This window comes from Rhizobium leguminosarum (genome assembly GCF_004123835.1).
GTDB lineage: Bacteria > Pseudomonadota > Alphaproteobacteria > Rhizobiales > Rhizobiaceae > Rhizobium > Rhizobium leguminosarum_M.
In genome coordinates this window covers 60,672-75,716 of the sequence record NZ_MZMU01000009.1, presented here as the reverse complement: position 1 = coordinate 75,716, position 15,045 = coordinate 60,672, and the positions used below count along the sequence as shown (strand labels likewise).

The window sequence follows — 15,045 nt, the reverse complement described above, 5'->3', positions numbered from 1 at the left end:
CCAAGATGGCCGCTGTTCTTGATTCTGTCCGCGCATTCTTTGCGCCTACCACTTTCGCCATCGACGCCGAAAATCCCTCGGATGTCGTTGCGCGTGAAAACCTGCTCGACCGCGTCATGGGCCCGGATCGCCGCAAGAAGTCGTCGGAGAAGATCCGCCGCAACCGCGTCCCGGCCGAAGGCCTTGCGCTCGTCGCGCGCGATCGCGACGGCCATGTCATCGGCTCGGTGCGGCTCTGGAACATCGAGGCCGGCGTCAATGACGAAGGCACACCGATCAATGCGCTGCTGCTTGGACCGCTCGCCGTTGCGCCCCATCAGGGCGGCAAGGGCATCGGCTCGGCGCTAATGCGCGCGGCGATTCTCGAAGCGAAGAAGCGCGGGCATGGCGCCGTCCTGCTCGTCGGCGATGCTGCCTATTACGAGCGCTTCGGCTTCTTTGCCGAAAAGGCTCGCCATCTTGTCATGCCGGGTCCGTTCGAGCGCTCGCGCTTTCTTGCGCTCGAGCTCACGGAAGGCTGGCTTGACGGCGCGGCCGGCATGATCGTCCCCTCGGGCCGCATGCTGGCCAGCGCGCCGGCTCGCCGCGCAGCCTAGAACAGGATGATTTTAGGCCGGGTCGGCCTAAAATCTGAATCCTGTTCTACATTATATAGTTAGAGCATGATGTCGTCCGAAAACCGCTCACACTTTTCGGCATCATGCTCCTAGCGCATCGGCCCAAAAATCGGAATCGTTTTTCGGAAAGCACGAGGCGTCGATTCAAAGTGTTGCAGCGTCCTTTGCGCGTCTGAAAAGACGCGCGGCGCTGTAAGGCTGCGGCGACCGGCCGGCCAGGTTGGGAATTCTTCCCCCGGCCGGTAATGTCCGCGCCGTTTGACCACCCAGGCTGGCGGGCCTGGTGTGGTTGCGGCGCGGATTGTCTTTCTGGCATCAAGTTTCGAGAAGGCGCCGACGCACGCGGAAACACAATCGCGTGAAATGGGTCGCCGGCACGCGAACATATCGCGGCGATATCCTATCTTGCGTGGCATGATCCGCCTTCTTTCCCTTCTGCTTTTCTTCTGCCTGCCGCTTGCCGCAACGGGGCCGGCGGCTGCCCAGAGCACGGCTTCCGGCGTCGGCGGGCTTGGTCCGCGTCTCGATCGCGTGGCGAGCGACCCCGCGATGAGGCCTCTCAAGACGGTGATTGTCGCTCGCGACGGACGCGTGCTCAGCGAACGTGGGTTCCATGGTCATTCGCCCTCGGAATCGACCAATATCAAATCCGCTTCGAAGTCGATCATTTCGGCGCTAGTCGGTATCGCCATCGACAAAGGCTTGCTCGAGGGGCCGGATCAGAAGATCGCGCCGATCCTGAAAGCCGATCTCCCTGTAACGCCCGATCCGCGCATCAACGACATCACGATCGGCAATCTTCTCTCCATGCAGGCCGGGCTCGATCGCATGTCGGGGCCGAACTACGGCCGCTGGGTCTCCTCGCGCAACTGGGTGCGTTTTGCGCTGTCGCAGCCTTTCGTCGATCAGCCGGGTGGGGAGATGCTCTATTCCACCGCATCCACGCATCTGCTGTCGGCCATTCTCACCAAGGTCGGCCGACGGTCGACGCTGGCGCTGGCGCGCGAATGGCTGAGTCCTGTCGAAGGTTTCCGCATTGGCGCATGGGAGCGCGATCCGCAGGGCATCTATCTCGGCGGCAATCAGATGGCGATGAGCGCCCGGTCGCTGCTTGCCTTCGGCGAGCTCTACCGTAACGGCGGCAAGACCACCGACGGCCGCCAGATCGTACCTGCCGACTGGATCTCCCAGTCATGGCAGCAGCGCACAAACTCGCGCTTCTCCGGCGATGAATATGGCTATGGCTGGTTCACGCGGCAGATCGGCGGCGAGCAGGTGCATTTCGCCTGGGGATATGGCGGGCAGATGCTCTACATCGTGCCGTCGCTCGATCTCACCGTCGTCATGACCTCAGAAGAGAGCGGTCCGTCTGCCCGAAGCGGCTACAGGGACTTGCTGCACGGTCTCTTGGCGGACATCATCGGCTCGGTGCGGGCCGCTTGACGACAGCGCCGCGCGTCTTTCAAACGCGCAAAGGGTCTGTGGCATTTTGAATTATGCAGCAGGGAAAAACCTGCGATCGTTAAATTCTTAGCGAAGGCTCCAATCAAACCGCAAAACGCTTCCTGTAAGTTCCGCGAGAATTTCGGGAAAGTGCCATGCTGCTGGATCTCAGGACAATCTATTTCATTGTTGCCGTGAGCTGTTTCGTGCTGGGCATTCTCCAGCTTGCAGCCTATGCGACGGGTCGCTTCGAGAGATGGCCGCTGTGGTGGGGCTTGAGCAACCTTCTTGTCGGTGTCGGCTCGTTTCTCGTCGCGCTGCGCAATCTCGTTCCCTACTCCGTCTCGGTCGACGGCGGCAATATCGTTACCATCGCCGGCTACATGCTGATGTTCTTTGCCGTGCGCGTGTTTTCGGGACGAGCTCTCGACCAGCGCACTTTCTGGCTTGCCATCTTGCTCGTCAGCGTTCCTGTCGTCCTCATCGTCAGCGATCCATCGGCAGTCTCGGCGAGGCTCCTCTACGTCTCCGTCATCTGCTGCCTCTGCGATCTTGCCGTCGCAAGGGAGGCGATCAGCATTGTCCAGCGCGAGAGGCTTTATTCGGCAGCCTTGCTTGTCGGCCTCTACGCCTGCACTGCCGCGATCTTTGCGGTTCGCAGCATTCTCGCGGCGACCGGTGAGATCGGCGGGCCGGATCCTTTCGGCGGCAGTGCAATACACAACTGGATGGCGGTATCGGCGGTCGCGTTCATCATGCTGCGCAGCATGGCGATGGTGCTGATGGCCGCCGAGCGTAGCCGAAATCAGCTGACCGAACTCGCTCACCACGATCCGCTGACCGGCGCGCTCAATCGCGGCGGCCTTGCCCAGCATCTGCCGGCCCTCGGTTCCCAGCCGGTATCGCTGCTGATCATCGATATCGACCATTTCAAGCAGCTGAACGACAGGCATGGCCATGCCGCTGGCGACGACATCCTGCGGCTTTTCGCCAGTGTTTCGAGGGGCATTCATGCGCTCCGACGATCTGCTTGCCCGTCAAGGTGGTGATGAGTTCCTGGCGGTGCTGAAAAACGTTTCCCGGGAAGATGCCGTGGCAATTGCCGAGCGCATCCGTCTCGCCTTCGCCGCTGCCGTCATGCAGCAGCCGGATCTGGCTGTCTTTCCGACGCTGAGCATCGGCGTTGCCGCGCGCGCGGAAAGCGGCGGAGATTTTGAACGGCTGATGCAGAAGGCCGATGAGGCGCTCTATCGTTCGAAGCGCGAAGGCCGCAACCGGGTCGAAGTCTTTGGAGAAAATCAACAAGCTGCGTAGGAACGGCGCAAACTCGTCTATCTCAGAATGATCCTAGATATTCTGGTCCATCGTCTCGGCCGGGATTTCGTCGGCGCGGTGGACGCGCACGAGCGTTGCCGGCACGCCGGCGACCGTGCAATGCTCGGGGACCGGCTTCAGCACGACGCTGCCGGCGGCGACTTTGCTGAAGGCACCGATTTCGATATTGCCGAGGATCTTGGCGCCCGCGCCGATCATCACGCCGTGGCGGATCTTCGGGTGGCGGTCGCCGGTCTCCTTGCCGGTGCCGCCGAGCGTGACATTCTGCAGGATCGACACTTCATCCTCGATGACAGCCGTTTCACCGATGACGATGCCCGAACCGTGGTCGAGCATGATGGATGCGCCGATCCGTGCCGCCGGATGGATATCCGGGCCGAAGACCAGTGAAACGAGATTGGCGAGCCAGCTGGCGATCTCCGGACGGCCGACGATCCAGAGCGCATGGGCGATGCGATGCGTCTGCAGCGCATGAAAGCCCTTCAGATTGAGAAGCGCGTGCAGAAATGTCGTGCAGGCAGGATCGCGCTCGCGCACGGCGATGAGATCGGCCTCGACCTTCCGCATGATATCGTCATCAAGTGTGGACAGGATGAGATCGAACAGATCACCCGTTTCCACCTGCGCTACGGAGAGCCGCGCGGCCAGCACGCGGGCGATGATCTCATCGTTGTTGGCAGTGTCCGTTACCTGAGTGGCAAGCAGCCGCTGCAATATCGGCTCGCGCGCGGCAAGCTCGGCCGCCTCGGCGCGGATCACGGTCCAGACGGACGCGTCGCCCAAAGGCTGCGGCTGTTGCTCGGCCAAACCGAGGCCGGTCGATTTCGGCATTCCCGTTTCCTTTGTCAGCCTAGGCGGCGCGTAAAAGCGCCTCCTGCGTGCGGTTCATGTTTCGCCCGGGCGAGGCATTTGGCAAGCCCTGGGCATATTCTAGCCGCCAGACGGTTGCAGGCGAAGTGTCAGCTCCGGAAGCCGGCGCCAATGGTAGAGCACATCAGGCTCCCGTTCTTCGTTGTCGGCGCCATCGGTCTCCTCCTCGGCGGTAAAACCGTGCTGTTCGTAGAAGCTGCGAGCGCCTGCATTACGCTTAAACGTCCAGAGCCTGATCTCGTTCATCTCCTCCTTGGCGCATCCGAGGAGTGCAGAGCCGATGCCCATGCCCTGGAAACCGGGGAGAACGTAAAGCTGCTCTATCCAGTTGTCGCCATAGGCGATGACGCCGACCAGCCGGTTGCCCATGGCAGCGCCAAGGATGGTGCAGTTCGGCAGCAGATGCATGCGCCAGTACTGCTCCTCTTCCTCGGGCGTATGCACATCCGGCAGCCAGGGCAGCCTTTGCCACAGGGCGACACGTCTGATTCCAGCCGCGGCTTGCATGTGATCGGCCGTGAGCGTCACGATTTCAGGTTCCGTCAGGGCGTCGTCCATTGCCGGCAACGGGTCTCAAGCCGAAATATCGATGACGCCGCAATCGCCGGCTTCGGAGGCGAAGGCGAGCAGCTTGCCGTTTTTGCTCCAGCTCATCGCCGTGATCGCACCCTTGCCGGGTCGGCGCAGCAGCGCTTCCTTGCTGTCGGCGATGCGCACGGCCAGGATCATGCCGTCGATGAAGCCGATGGCGAGGATGTCCTCGAGCGGATGGAATTTCACCGCTGTCGCCATGATACTGGCGCGGGTGCCGAGCTCCAGCGGCGCCTTGCCCATCGGCCCATCCTTGCCCTGGAAGGGCCAGACGATTGCCGCGGGCGCGCCTGAAGATGCGAGCCACTTGCCCTTGACCGACCAGGAGAGCGATTTCACCTTGGAGGGGTAGCCGGTCATGCGCATGTGGCGGGCTTCGGTGCCGGGCTTGATGTCGAGCTTCCAGCCATGCAATGCGTTTTCCTGCATCGAGGTGACGAGGAAATTACCATCAGGCGAGAAGGTGACGCCGGTATGCGCACCCTTCCATTCCAGATCGATCGGCTTGGCATTCATGCCGATCCAGTGCAGCGACACGCCGTTATAGCGCGCGGCCGCGATGCGCAGGCCCTTCGGTGCAAAGGCAAGGCCTTCGACCGTGCGCTCCTCGGGGAATTCCTTGGTCGTGCCGTCGGCAAGGCGCACGAGCGAACTCTTGCCGTAGGAATAGGCAACGGCGCCCTGCGGGCCGGCTGCCACCTGCGAAATCCACTTGCGCGGCGCGGTCGCGATCTCGCTGACGCTGCCGTCGGCGGCAATGCGCAGCACCTTGCCGTCTTCGCCGCCCGAAATCAGGCTTTCGCTGTAGGGATCGCGGATCGCGGTGAGCATGCCCTGGTGGGCTTCAGAAACCCTGTCGCCGCCGTCCAGCCGGTGGAATGTACCGTTTGCGCTTGCGAAGAAGGGAACATCACCTAAAAATTCGACGGCCAGAACGTGGCCGTCGAGATCAAGCGGTGCAACTGTCGGCATCAGGCGGCTGCCTCGCAGGCCTTGAAGGAGGCTTCGAGCTTCTCGCGGTCGAGTTCGCGGCCGATGAAGACGAGACGGCTCTCGTGCTTTTCGCCTTCCTTCCACGGCCGCTGGTGATCACCCTCGATGATCATGTGCACACCCTGAACGACGTAACGCTCGGGATCGTCCTTGAAGGCGATGATGCCCTTGAGACGCAGAATATTCGGCCCCTGCGTCTGAGTGATCTTCTGGATCCAGGGGAAGAAGCGCTCCGGGTTCATCTCGCCGCCGCGCAGCGACACCGACTGCACCGTCACATCGTGGATCGCCGACATCGCGCCATGCTGATGCGCGCCATGGTGATGATGGTCGTGGCCGTGGTCACCATGCTGATGTCCGTGATGATCATGGTCATGATGGTGGTGGTCGTGATCGCAATCGGGGCCGCAGACATGATCGTCATGGCCGTGCTCCAGGAAATGCGGATCGTTTTCCAGCGCGCGCTCCAGGTTGAAGGCGCCCTGATCAAGCACGCGGGCGAGGTCGACGCCGGAGCGGCTGGTCTTGTAGACGCGAGCGGCCGGGTTGATGGCGCGGACGATATCCTCGATCACATCAAGTTCTTCCGGGGTCACTAGGTCGCTCTTGTTGATGATGACGACGTCGGCGAAGGCGATCTGGTCTTCGGCCTCGCGGCTGTCCTTCAGGCGCAGCGGCAGGTGCTTGGCATCGACGAGGGCGACGACGGCGTCGAGCTCGGTCTTGGCGCGCACATCGTCATCCATGAAGAAGGTCTGGGCGACCGGCACCGGATCGGCAAGGCCCGTCGTCTCGACGATGATGCCGTCAAAGCGGCCGGGGCGGCGCATCAGGCCTTCGACGACGCGAATCAGGTCGCCGCGTACCGTGCAACAGACGCAGCCATTGTTCATCTCGTAGATTTCTTCGTCCGACTCGACAATCAGGTCGTTATCGATGCCGATTTCGCCGAATTCATTGACGATGACCGCATATTTCTTGCCGTGATTTTCGGAGAGGATGCGGTTGAGCAACGTCGTTTTGCCGGCACCGAGATAACCGGTGAGCACGGTAACGGGAATAGGCTTCTGGGTGGAGATCGCGTCGGTCATGAGAACCTCTAGGATTAGGCGTGCGGCCGAGCGGCTTGGGATCGGCTGCTTGAACGGTTGGTCTCATATAATGGCTTGAGCGTGGCAGTTCAAAGGGTTTTATAATGTTATAAGATCACATCGTTTGCGCGGCGCAGATGACCCATATTCACCGCAGTTGCGCGACATCGAATGCATCGACATCGCTCAGCAATTCCACCAGCCCCTTTACGGCATGGGCAATCAGCGCCTCACCTTTCTCTACTGTGGCGGCCGCGGCATTGCCCGCCACGCCTTCCGTGTTGAGATCCGACATCTTCCAGCCGAAGGCGTGCGGCCCGTAGGCGCGCAGATGCTTGAAGCGTTCGGCGAATTCCGCCTGTCGCGAGGAAAATTCCGCCGCCTTCGCCATATCCACCTTATCGGGATGAAGCGCCAGCATCACCGAGGTCTCGATGTCGCCGCCATGGATGCCGATCGCCTTTTCCTCCGGAGTGACCACGCCATCCGGCACGCCGAAACGGGTCCAGCTCGTCGCCACCGCCAGCATGGCAAAGCGGACCCGCGCCTCGGTCGCGACAATGGTCACGACGGGCGAATTGCCGCCATGGGCGTTCAGCATCACGAATTTGCGGATGCCCTGCTTTGCCAGCCCCTCGGCGATGCCGAGCCAGCGGTTTACCGCTTCGTCGAAGGCAAGCGTCTTCGTTCCTTCAACATCCATATGCTCTATGGAATAGCCGACAGATTCGGCGGGCAGGAATGTGACCGGCAGGCCGGCGGGCAAGGCTATCTTCAATCGCCCGGCGATGCCTTCGGCAATCAGGGTGTCGGTTTCGAAGGGCAGGTGAGGGCCGTGCTGTTCATGGGCGCCGAGCGGTAACACGGCGATCAGATGGCGCCCTTCAGGTGCAAAGGCCGGGTTGCTGTCCTCGAAGCGCGGCGAAGGCGTCATCATCCGGTCGTTGCCTCTTGTTTATGACGAGATCCTGGGCAATGTCATATCGCAGCGGCGTCGGGGCTTAAAGATCAAAGGGATGGCTATGGGAAAGAAGCACAAGGACGGCAAAAAGAACAAGTCCAAGAAGAAGGACCAGACCGAGTATACGCTCGTCGATCTCTCTCCGGCGCTGACCCAGGCGGCGCGTTCCATGCGGACGGTGCTTTCGCGCAACCTGCTCGAAAGCGGCCTCTATGCCGGCCAGGACGGCGTCATTCTCTCGCTTGCCGAGAGCGACGGCATGACGGCCGGTGGTCTTGCCCAGAAGCTTGGGGTCAAGGCGCCGACGATGACGCGCACGATCGGCCGCATGGAGGCGCAGGGCTTCCTCGAGCGCAAGCCCGATGCCGAGGATGCGCGCCTCACCAAGGTCTATCTCACCGAACTCGGCCGCGGCAGCGTGCAAGGGATCGAGATGGCGGCCTCGGCCTGCGACAGGCTGGCGACGCAGGAGTTCTCCGAAAAGGAAATCCGCAATCTCGTCCGCCTGCTGAAGGCGATCGATGCCAATCTGCAAGCCGAAGCCATTCATATCGAAGAACCGGACGAAGACTGAATTTTCCCTGAAAGACGAATTGCTTCCACCGATTAAATCTTTTAATTAAACATTTTAAGGGCCGCGCCGGTTTCTTGGTGGGGTCTTGACTGTCTTGCGTGCTGCCTGGAGGAGGACACGTGGTCCAGAAGATCAAGCTTTCGACAATCGCCGAAACGCTCGGCATTTCAACGGCGACCGTATCGCTTGCCTTACGCGACAGTCCGCTCGTCGCCGGCAATACCCGGGAGAAGATCAAGGAACAGGCGCGCGCGCTCGGCTATATCTACAATCGCCGTGCCGCCAGCCTTCGCACCTCGCGCTCCGGCATCATCGGCGTCGTCGTGCACGACATCATGAACCCCTTCTATGGCGAGATCCTGAAGGCGATCGAAAGCGAGCTCGACCGCAGCCGCCACACCTTCATCCTTTCCAATCATTACGACAATGTCGAAAAGCAGCGCACTTTCATCGAGACGCTGCTGCAGCTCGGCGGCGACGGCGTCATCATGTCGCCGGCGATCGGTACGCCGCCGGAAGATGTGCAACTGGCGGAAGACAACGGCATGCCGGCGATCCTGGTCGCGCGCTCGATGGATGGGCAGGACCTGCCGACCTATCGCGGCGACGACAGCTACGGCATCTCGCTTGCCACCAACCACCTGATCGGTCTCGGTCATCGCTCGATCGCCATGATCGGCGGCACCGACCAGACATCCACCGGCCGCGATCGCTACCAGGGCTATGTCAATTCGCTGCGTAAGGCCGGCATCGAGGTCGATCCGAACCTGCGCATTCCCGGTCCGCGCTCGAAACAGGGCGGTTTCGAGGCTGCAGTGCATTTCCTTTCGCTACCGCAGAAGCCGACCGCAGCCGTCTGCTGGAACGATCTCGTGGCGATCGGCCTGATGAACGGCATTGCGCGCGCCGGCCTGGTGCCGGGACGCGATATTTCCGTCACCGGCTACGACGATCTTGAGGAGGCCTCGATCGCTACGCCTGCGCTGACGACCGTCTGGAACGGTCAGGCCGAGGTCGGGCGCTTGGCCGCCCGGGCGCTGCTCGATCGCCTTGCCGGCAGCCATGAGCCCGACGGCATGCATCTGATCAAGCCGGAAATGCGCATTCGCCAGTCCACCAGTCCCCATCGGCCCCGCGCCTGAACCACGACCGCCATCCAAGAGGAAAAGCCATGTCCCGCATCGCCATTCTCGTTCCTGGGAAGATACACGAGCGTGTTCTCGAAAGGTTGAAGGATCGTTTTGAGATTATCGCCGTCCCGCGCGAGGAGAAGCTTGCGCTCGACGGTGAGATTGCCGGCCGCATCCGCGGCGTCGCTGTTTCCGGTTCCTTCCCGGGCGCCTGGATGGACCAGCTGTCGCATGCCGAAGTGATCGCCAATTTCGGTGTCGGTTATGACGGCGTCGACGTGAAACATGCCGCCGAAAAAGGCATTGTCGTCACCAATACGCCGGAGGTGCTGAACGATGAGGTCGCCGATACGGCGATCGGCCTGCTGCTGAACACGGTCCGCGAGTTGCCGCGGGCCGAAGCCTGGCTGCGTGCCGGCAACTGGAAGCCGGGCACGGCCTATCCGCTGTCGCGTTTCTCGCTCAAGGGCCGGCATGTCGGGCTTTACGGCCTTGGCCGCATCGGCCTCGAAATCGCCAAGCGGCTGGAGCCGTTCAAGGTGAAGATCAGTTATCACACGCGTTCGCGCCATGCCGATGTGTCCTACGATTATCACCCGACGCTGAAAGGGCTGGCGAATGCTGTGGATACGCTGATCGCCATCGTTCCGAAGACGCCGCAGACACACAAGACGATCGATGCCGATATTCTGGCAGCGCTCGGCCCTGACGGCATTCTCGTCAATGTCGGCCGCGGCTGGACGGTGGACGAGGAGGCGTTGAGTGCCGCACTTGCTTCCGGCGCGCTCGGGGCTGCCGGTCTCGACGTCTTCTATGAAGAGCCGACCGTGCCGGCCGACCTGCTTGAACCGACCAATGCCGTGCTGCTGCCGCATGTCGCCTCCGCGTCCGTGCCGACACGCAATGCAATGGCCGATCTCGTCGCCGACAATCTCATCGCCTGGTTCGAGAAGGGTGCGGCTTTGACGCCGGTGCCGGAGACGCCGCAGAAGGCTTAGGCGCGGGTTGGCTCGGCGGACAATGCTTGCTGCCAAGCACAGACATAGCGCTTCGCCGGCGCCTGGAGTCAGGCGATCGCCTGCGCGGGGATCACCGGCAGCTTGGCGGCGGCATACCTGCGGACGGCGTCGCCGAAAGCGGCGAACAGCTGGTTCGAAGACTTGTCGGTTTCAGCCCAATATTCCGGATGCCATTGCACGCCGATGGCAAAGGCCTTGGCGTCAATGACGGAAACGGCCTCCACCGTGCCGTCCTCGGCGATCGCTTCCACCTGCAGGCGTGGGGCGGACCTGGCAATTGCCTGGCGATGCAGGGAATTCACGCGGATCTCGCCCGGACCGAGAATGCCTGCGATGCAGGAGCCTTCCTTGACGTGGACGGTCTGGCGAATGGCGTACATGCCGTCCCGATCGACGCCGTCCGGCCGGCGGTGGTCCCAGATGCCGGGTTGCTCCTGGATTTCGCTTGCCAGCGAGCCGCCGAGGGCGACATTCAGCTCCTGGATGCCGCGGCAAATAGCAAGCAGCGGGATGGCGCGGTCGATGGCGTGGCGGATGAGCGGCAGGCTGGTGGCGTCGCGGGCGGGGTCGAAGGGCCCGTCCTTGTCATTCACCTCGGTGCCGTAGAGCGAGGGGTGAACATTGCTGGCCGAGCCGGACACCAGCAGGCCGTCGACGCGGTCGAGGATCGCATCGGTATCGTAGCCTTCCTCGAAGGCGGGGATGATGAAGGCCATGACGCCGGCGGCATTCAATGCGGCACGCAGATATTGATGCTGCACGGCATGCCAGGTTGCGCCGTCGAAGCTGCGGATATCGGCAGGAATGGCAACGATCGGTTTCGTCATATCAGCCCCGGTGAATTCTTTGTGCTTACCGTTTCTGCCGCCAGAATGGTCGTCAAGTCAACGCTTGGCTGCGTGAGGTGGCCAAATTGCGGCGGAAGCGGTGCCGAAGTTCTCCGATTTGCGGCTAAGCCGCTGATTTTGATAGGCGCATACGGGCTGCCTTATTGCCGTCTTGATGCCAAAGGCTAATAGACTAAAGCTTGAATCGCGGCCCCCGCCATGCTTAGGTTTGCCCTTGCTGCGGGTAGGGGTGAAGATCGCCGCGCAGTACCATCTATACGGGAGGTTTTTGATGGATCGTCGTTCGTTTTTCAAGAAGGCGGGAACCGCCGGCGCCGGTGCGGTTGCCGCAACGGCATTGGCAGCGCCTGCGATCGCGCAGGAGAATCCGAAGATCGCGTGGCGCATGACATCGTCGTTTCCGAAGAGCTTGGATACGATCTATGGCGGCGCCGAGGACATCGCCAAGCATGTTGCCGCCGCCACCGACGGCAATTTCACGATTCAGCCTTTTGCAGCCGGTGAAATCGTACCCGGCCTGCAGGCCGTCGATGCGGTGGCCGCCGGCACGGTCGAGGCAGCGCACACCACCTCCTACTATTTTGTGGGCAAGGATCCAGCCTATGCCTTCGGAACGGCTACTCCGTTCGGACTGAACAGCCGCCTGACCAATGCCTGGTTCTACGAGGGCAATGGCAACAAGCTGATGAACGAGTTCTACGCCACGCAGGGCATGTATGCCTTGCCGGCCGGCAATACGGGCGCCCAGATGGGTGGCTGGTTCCGCAAGGAGATCAATACGCTGGATGATCTAAAGGGCGTCAAGATGCGCATTGCCGGCCTTGCCGGCCGCGTCATGGAAAAGGTCGGCGTCATCCCGCAGCAGATCGCCGGCGGCGACATCTATCCGGCGTTGGAAAAAGGCACGATCGATGCGGCCGAATTCGTCGGCCCTTATGACGACCTGAAGCTCGGCTTCCACAAGGTGGCGAAATACTATTATTATCCTGGTTGGTGGGAAGGCGGCCCGACGGTGCATGCCTTCTTCAATCTCGAAAAGTGGAGCACTCTGCCGAAGCACTACCAGGCAGCGCTGACCGACGCCTGTGCCTTCGCCAACACCAACATGCTGGCGAAATACGATACGAAGAACCCGACCGCGCTGAAGCAGCTCGTCGCGGAGGGCGCGACGTTGCGGCCGTTCAGCCAGGAGATCATGGAAGCCTGCTTCCAGGCAGCCACGGGCATCTACAGCGAAATCTCGGGCACGAACCAGTATTTCAAGAAGATCTACGACGATCAAACCGCCTTTAAGCGGGACGCCTATCTCTGGATGCAGCTGTCGGAATACACCTTCGATACGTTCATGATGATCCAGCAGCGGGCCGGAAAGCTTTAAGCTCTCCGCCGTCGGCGCTTAGACGAACGCAATAACAAAACCTCGGATCTCGATCCGGGGTTTTGCTTTTTGCTGGACTATTTGGCCGGCGGCGGCGGTGCTCCCGGCAGGCCGTTCAACGGCGGCAGGGTCAGGCCAGGGATCTGCGGTGAGCCATTGTCGCCGCCGCCCATTGGCGGCAGGCCGAGCTGGCCGCCGAAGCCCGGGATTTCGATCTTGATCGAGTTGGGGTCGACCTTCGGGCCGTGATCCAGCCAATAGGTGACCGATTGCGGCCAGAAGATCACGATCGCCACCAGGATCAGCTGCATACCGACCCAGGGGAGAGCGCCCATGTAGATATCCGAGGTCTTGACGTCCTTGCTGGCGATCGAGCGCAGGTAGAAGAGTGCGAAGCCGAAAGGCGGATGCATGAAGCTCGTCTGCATGTTGACGCAGATCAGGACGCCGAACCAGATCAGGTCGATGCCGAGACTGGAGGCGACGGGGGCCAGCATCGGGATGACGATGAAGGCGATCTCGAAGAAATCGAGGAAGAAGGCGAGCACGAAGATGAAGATGTTGACGAAGATCAGGAAACCGACCGGCCCGCCGGGAATGCCCGACAGCATGTGCTCGATCCAGCGCGAGCCGTCCATGCCCTGGAAGACCAGGCTGAAACAGGTGGAGCCGATCAGGATCATCACCACCATGGATGTGATGTGCGTGGTCGATGACATGGCTTCGCGGATCAGCGGCCAGGTGAGGCGGCGATTCATGGCGGCAAGCACAATGGCGCCGACGACGCCGAGCGCGCCTGCTTCCGTCGGTGTCGCAAGACCCATGAAGATCGTGCCGAGTACCAGGAAGATCAGCACGATCGAGGGGACCATGCCCATCAGCACCTTGACCAGCAGAGCCCAGTTGAAATCGCCGCGCACCTCTTTCGGCAGCGGCGGCATCGATTTCGGCCGGATAATCGACATCACCAGGATGAAGAGCACGAAGATCGTCACCTGCAGGATCGAGGGGCCGATCGCGCCGAGATACATGTCGCCGACCGACCTGCCGAGCTGATCGGCGAGGACGACAAGCACGAGCGAGGGCGGGATCACTTGGGTGATCGTGCCCGAGGCGGCGATGACGCCGGTGGCAAGGCGCGGATTGTAGCCGTAGCGCAGCATGATCGGCAGCGAGATCACCCCCATGGTGATCACGGAGGCGGCCACCGTGCCGGTGATCGCGCCGAGCACGGCGCCGACGAGGATGACGGCATAGGCGAGGCCGCCTGGTATGCCACCGAAGAGCTTGCCGGTGCCTTCGAGCAGGTCCTCGGCCAGCCCGCAGCGCTCCAGCACCGCGCCCATGAAGGTGAAGAAGGGGATGGCGAGCAGGAGGTCGTTGGAAAGGATGCCGAAAAAGCGCAGCGGTAGAGCCTGCAGGAAGACCTCGCCGAAATGGCCGGTGACGATGCCGATGATGGCGAAAAACAAGCCGACGGCGGCGAGCGAAAAGGCGACCGGAAAGCCGTAGAGCATGAAGATGACCATGCCCAGGAACATGGCCGGCGGGATGATGCCGAAATCAAACAAATCCGTGTCTCCCAGCCCGCTTTACTGCAGCGGCTTTTCGTATTTCGTATCGATGCTAATATAGCCGGTGAGCGCTGCGATCCGCTTGACCAGTTCCGAGAGGCCCTGAAGGGAGAGCAACGCGAAGCCGGCGACGAGGATCAGCTTGACGGGCCAGCGGATCAGCCCACCGGCATTGCCCGATATTTCCCCCTGATGGTAGGAGAGCGCGAAGAAGGGCCAGCACAGCCAGGTGAGATAGACGCATGCGGGAAGGAGAAAGACGATGAGGCCGACAATGTCGATCCAGATCTTCGCCCTGTCGGAAACCGAACCATAGATCAGATCGACGCGGACGTGCTCATTGTTGCGCAGCGCATGCGAAGCGCCGAGCATGACGACGAAGGCGAAGAGATACCACTGGATCTCCAGCCAGCCGTTCGAACTGTAGTTGAAGGCATAACGGACGATCGCGTTACCGGCGCTGATCAGACAGCAGAACAGCACCATATATTCGGAAAGTTTGCCCATGAACTGACTGATCGAATCGATCAGCCGGCTTGCGGCCAGAAGTACCGACATTCGCCTCCCCTTATTCTTGTCCCGCCGGTTTTTCGGCAGCTTTTCCCTGTTGCAATCGATGTA

14 protein-coding genes and 1 pseudogene are annotated in these 15,045 nt (G+C 61.5%); 7 read left to right on the top strand and 8 right to left on the bottom strand.

The features are described from left to right. The first annotated feature begins 5 nt into the window (after positions 1–5). The 3 genes and pseudogenes from B5P46_RS12970 to B5P46_RS12960 all read left to right on the top strand — a co-directional run bounded on the left by B5P46_RS12970 (position 6) and on the right by B5P46_RS12960 (position 3,374). On the top strand, positions 6–596 hold the full coding sequence (locus B5P46_RS12970; protein ID WP_129418999.1) for a GNAT family N-acetyltransferase: 591 nt from the start codon (positions 6–8) through the stop codon (positions 594–596). 435 nt (positions 597–1,031) lie between these two features. Next, a complete protein-coding gene (locus B5P46_RS12965; protein WP_129419074.1) occupies positions 1,032–2,060 on the top strand; it encodes a serine hydrolase domain-containing protein in 1,029 nt (342 codons plus the stop codon). A gap of 155 nt (positions 2,061–2,215) precedes the next feature. Then, positions 2,216–3,374 (top strand): annotated as a pseudogene (locus tag B5P46_RS12960) (GGDEF domain-containing protein). A gap of 33 nt (positions 3,375–3,407) precedes the next feature. Here B5P46_RS12960 and cysE read toward each other — a convergent pair. From cysE to B5P46_RS12935, 5 genes are all read right to left on the bottom strand, one after another. Continuing rightward, entirely contained in the window at positions 3,408–4,226 is an 819-nt protein-coding gene (gene cysE, locus B5P46_RS12955) for a serine O-acetyltransferase (protein WP_129418998.1), read from the bottom strand. A 99-nt stretch (positions 4,227–4,325) separates the two neighbouring features. Next, positions 4,326–4,823, bottom strand: a complete 498-nt coding sequence (locus B5P46_RS12950; protein WP_129418997.1) for a GNAT family N-acetyltransferase — start codon at positions 4,821–4,823, stop codon at positions 4,326–4,328. A 15-nt stretch (positions 4,824–4,838) separates the two neighbouring features. Next, positions 4,839–5,828, bottom strand: a complete 990-nt coding sequence (locus B5P46_RS12945) for a WD40 repeat domain-containing protein (RefSeq protein ID WP_129418996.1) — start codon at positions 5,826–5,828, stop codon at positions 4,839–4,841. Further along, positions 5,828–6,940, bottom strand: coding sequence for a CobW family GTP-binding protein (locus B5P46_RS12940; protein WP_129418995.1), 1,113 nt, complete (start codon positions 6,938–6,940; stop codon positions 5,828–5,830). The genes B5P46_RS12945 and B5P46_RS12940 overlap by 1 nt, the downstream gene beginning before the upstream one ends. Before the next feature lie 148 nt (positions 6,941–7,088). Next, on the bottom strand, positions 7,089–7,877 hold the full coding sequence (locus B5P46_RS12935) for a creatininase family protein (RefSeq protein WP_129418994.1): 789 nt from the start codon (positions 7,875–7,877) through the stop codon (positions 7,089–7,091). A gap of 85 nt (positions 7,878–7,962) precedes the next feature. Here B5P46_RS12935 and B5P46_RS12930 point away from each other — a divergent pair, with 85 nt between their 5' ends. The 3 genes from B5P46_RS12930 (at position 7,963) to B5P46_RS12920 (ending at position 10,603) form a co-directional block, all read left to right on the top strand. Beyond that, positions 7,963–8,475 carry a MarR family winged helix-turn-helix transcriptional regulator gene (locus tag B5P46_RS12930; protein WP_025396056.1) on the top strand — a complete coding sequence of 171 codons (513 nt, stop codon included), beginning with the start codon at positions 7,963–7,965 and terminating at the stop codon, positions 8,473–8,475. Between the two features lie 119 nt (positions 8,476–8,594). Beyond that, positions 8,595–9,617 (top strand): LacI family DNA-binding transcriptional regulator, encoded by a 1,023-nt coding sequence (locus tag B5P46_RS12925; protein WP_129418993.1) that lies wholly within the window; start codon positions 8,595–8,597, stop codon positions 9,615–9,617. A 29-nt stretch (positions 9,618–9,646) separates the two neighbouring features. Further along, positions 9,647–10,603 (top strand): 2-hydroxyacid dehydrogenase, encoded by a 957-nt coding sequence (locus B5P46_RS12920; protein WP_129418992.1) that lies wholly within the window; start codon positions 9,647–9,649, stop codon positions 10,601–10,603. Between the two features lie 68 nt (positions 10,604–10,671). On the opposite strand, the gene B5P46_RS12915 is transcribed toward B5P46_RS12920, so the two are convergent. Further along, positions 10,672–11,451, bottom strand: a complete 780-nt coding sequence (locus B5P46_RS12915) for a gamma-glutamyl-gamma-aminobutyrate hydrolase family protein (protein WP_129418991.1) — start codon at positions 11,449–11,451, stop codon at positions 10,672–10,674. 292 nt (positions 11,452–11,743) lie between these two features. Here B5P46_RS12915 and B5P46_RS12910 point away from each other — a divergent pair, with 292 nt between their 5' ends. After that, on the top strand, positions 11,744–12,850 hold the full coding sequence (locus B5P46_RS12910) for a TRAP transporter substrate-binding protein (RefSeq protein WP_129418990.1): 1,107 nt from the start codon (positions 11,744–11,746) through the stop codon (positions 12,848–12,850). A gap of 77 nt (positions 12,851–12,927) precedes the next feature. On the opposite strand, the gene B5P46_RS12905 is transcribed toward B5P46_RS12910, so the two are convergent. Then, positions 12,928–14,421 carry a TRAP transporter large permease gene (locus B5P46_RS12905; protein WP_129418989.1) on the bottom strand — a complete coding sequence of 498 codons (1,494 nt, stop codon included), beginning with the start codon at positions 14,419–14,421 and terminating at the stop codon, positions 12,928–12,930. 21 nt (positions 14,422–14,442) lie between these two features. Then, positions 14,443–14,982: a TRAP transporter small permease subunit gene (locus tag B5P46_RS12900; protein WP_029871859.1), complete on the bottom strand. Its 540-nt coding sequence runs from the start codon at positions 14,980–14,982 to the stop codon at positions 14,443–14,445. Positions 14,983–15,045 lie beyond the last annotated feature (63 nt).

What these genes read in the sequence shown, in the direction of transcription:
- B5P46_RS12970 (WP_129418999.1), top strand. Translation starts at nt 6, where the DNA reads ATGGCCGCTGTTCTTGATTCTGTCCGCGCATTCTTTGCGCCTACCACT.
- B5P46_RS12965 (WP_129419074.1), top strand. Translation starts at nt 1,032, where the DNA reads ATGATCCGCCTTCTTTCCCTTCTGCTTTTCTTCTGCCTGCCGCTTGCC.
- cysE (WP_129418998.1), bottom strand. Translation starts at nt 4,226, where the DNA reads ATGCCGAAATCGACCGGCCTCGGTTTGGCCGAGCAACAGCCGCAGCCT.
- B5P46_RS12950 (WP_129418997.1), bottom strand. Translation starts at nt 4,823, where the DNA reads ATGGACGACGCCCTGACGGAACCTGAAATCGTGACGCTCACGGCCGAT.
- B5P46_RS12945 (WP_129418996.1), bottom strand. Translation starts at nt 5,828, where the DNA reads ATGCCGACAGTTGCACCGCTTGATCTCGACGGCCACGTTCTGGCCGTC.
- B5P46_RS12940 (WP_129418995.1), bottom strand. Translation starts at nt 6,940, where the DNA reads ATGACCGACGCGATCTCCACCCAGAAGCCTATTCCCGTTACCGTGCTC.
- B5P46_RS12935 (WP_129418994.1), bottom strand. Translation starts at nt 7,877, where the DNA reads ATGATGACGCCTTCGCCGCGCTTCGAGGACAGCAACCCGGCCTTTGCA.
- B5P46_RS12930 (WP_025396056.1), top strand. Translation starts at nt 7,963, where the DNA reads ATGGGAAAGAAGCACAAGGACGGCAAAAAGAACAAGTCCAAGAAGAAG.
- B5P46_RS12920 (WP_129418992.1), top strand. Translation starts at nt 9,647, where the DNA reads ATGTCCCGCATCGCCATTCTCGTTCCTGGGAAGATACACGAGCGTGTT.
- B5P46_RS12915 (WP_129418991.1), bottom strand. Translation starts at nt 11,451, where the DNA reads ATGACGAAACCGATCGTTGCCATTCCTGCCGATATCCGCAGCTTCGAC.
- B5P46_RS12910 (WP_129418990.1), top strand. Translation starts at nt 11,744, where the DNA reads ATGGATCGTCGTTCGTTTTTCAAGAAGGCGGGAACCGCCGGCGCCGGT.
- B5P46_RS12900 (WP_029871859.1), bottom strand. Translation starts at nt 14,982, where the DNA reads ATGTCGGTACTTCTGGCCGCAAGCCGGCTGATCGATTCGATCAGTCAG.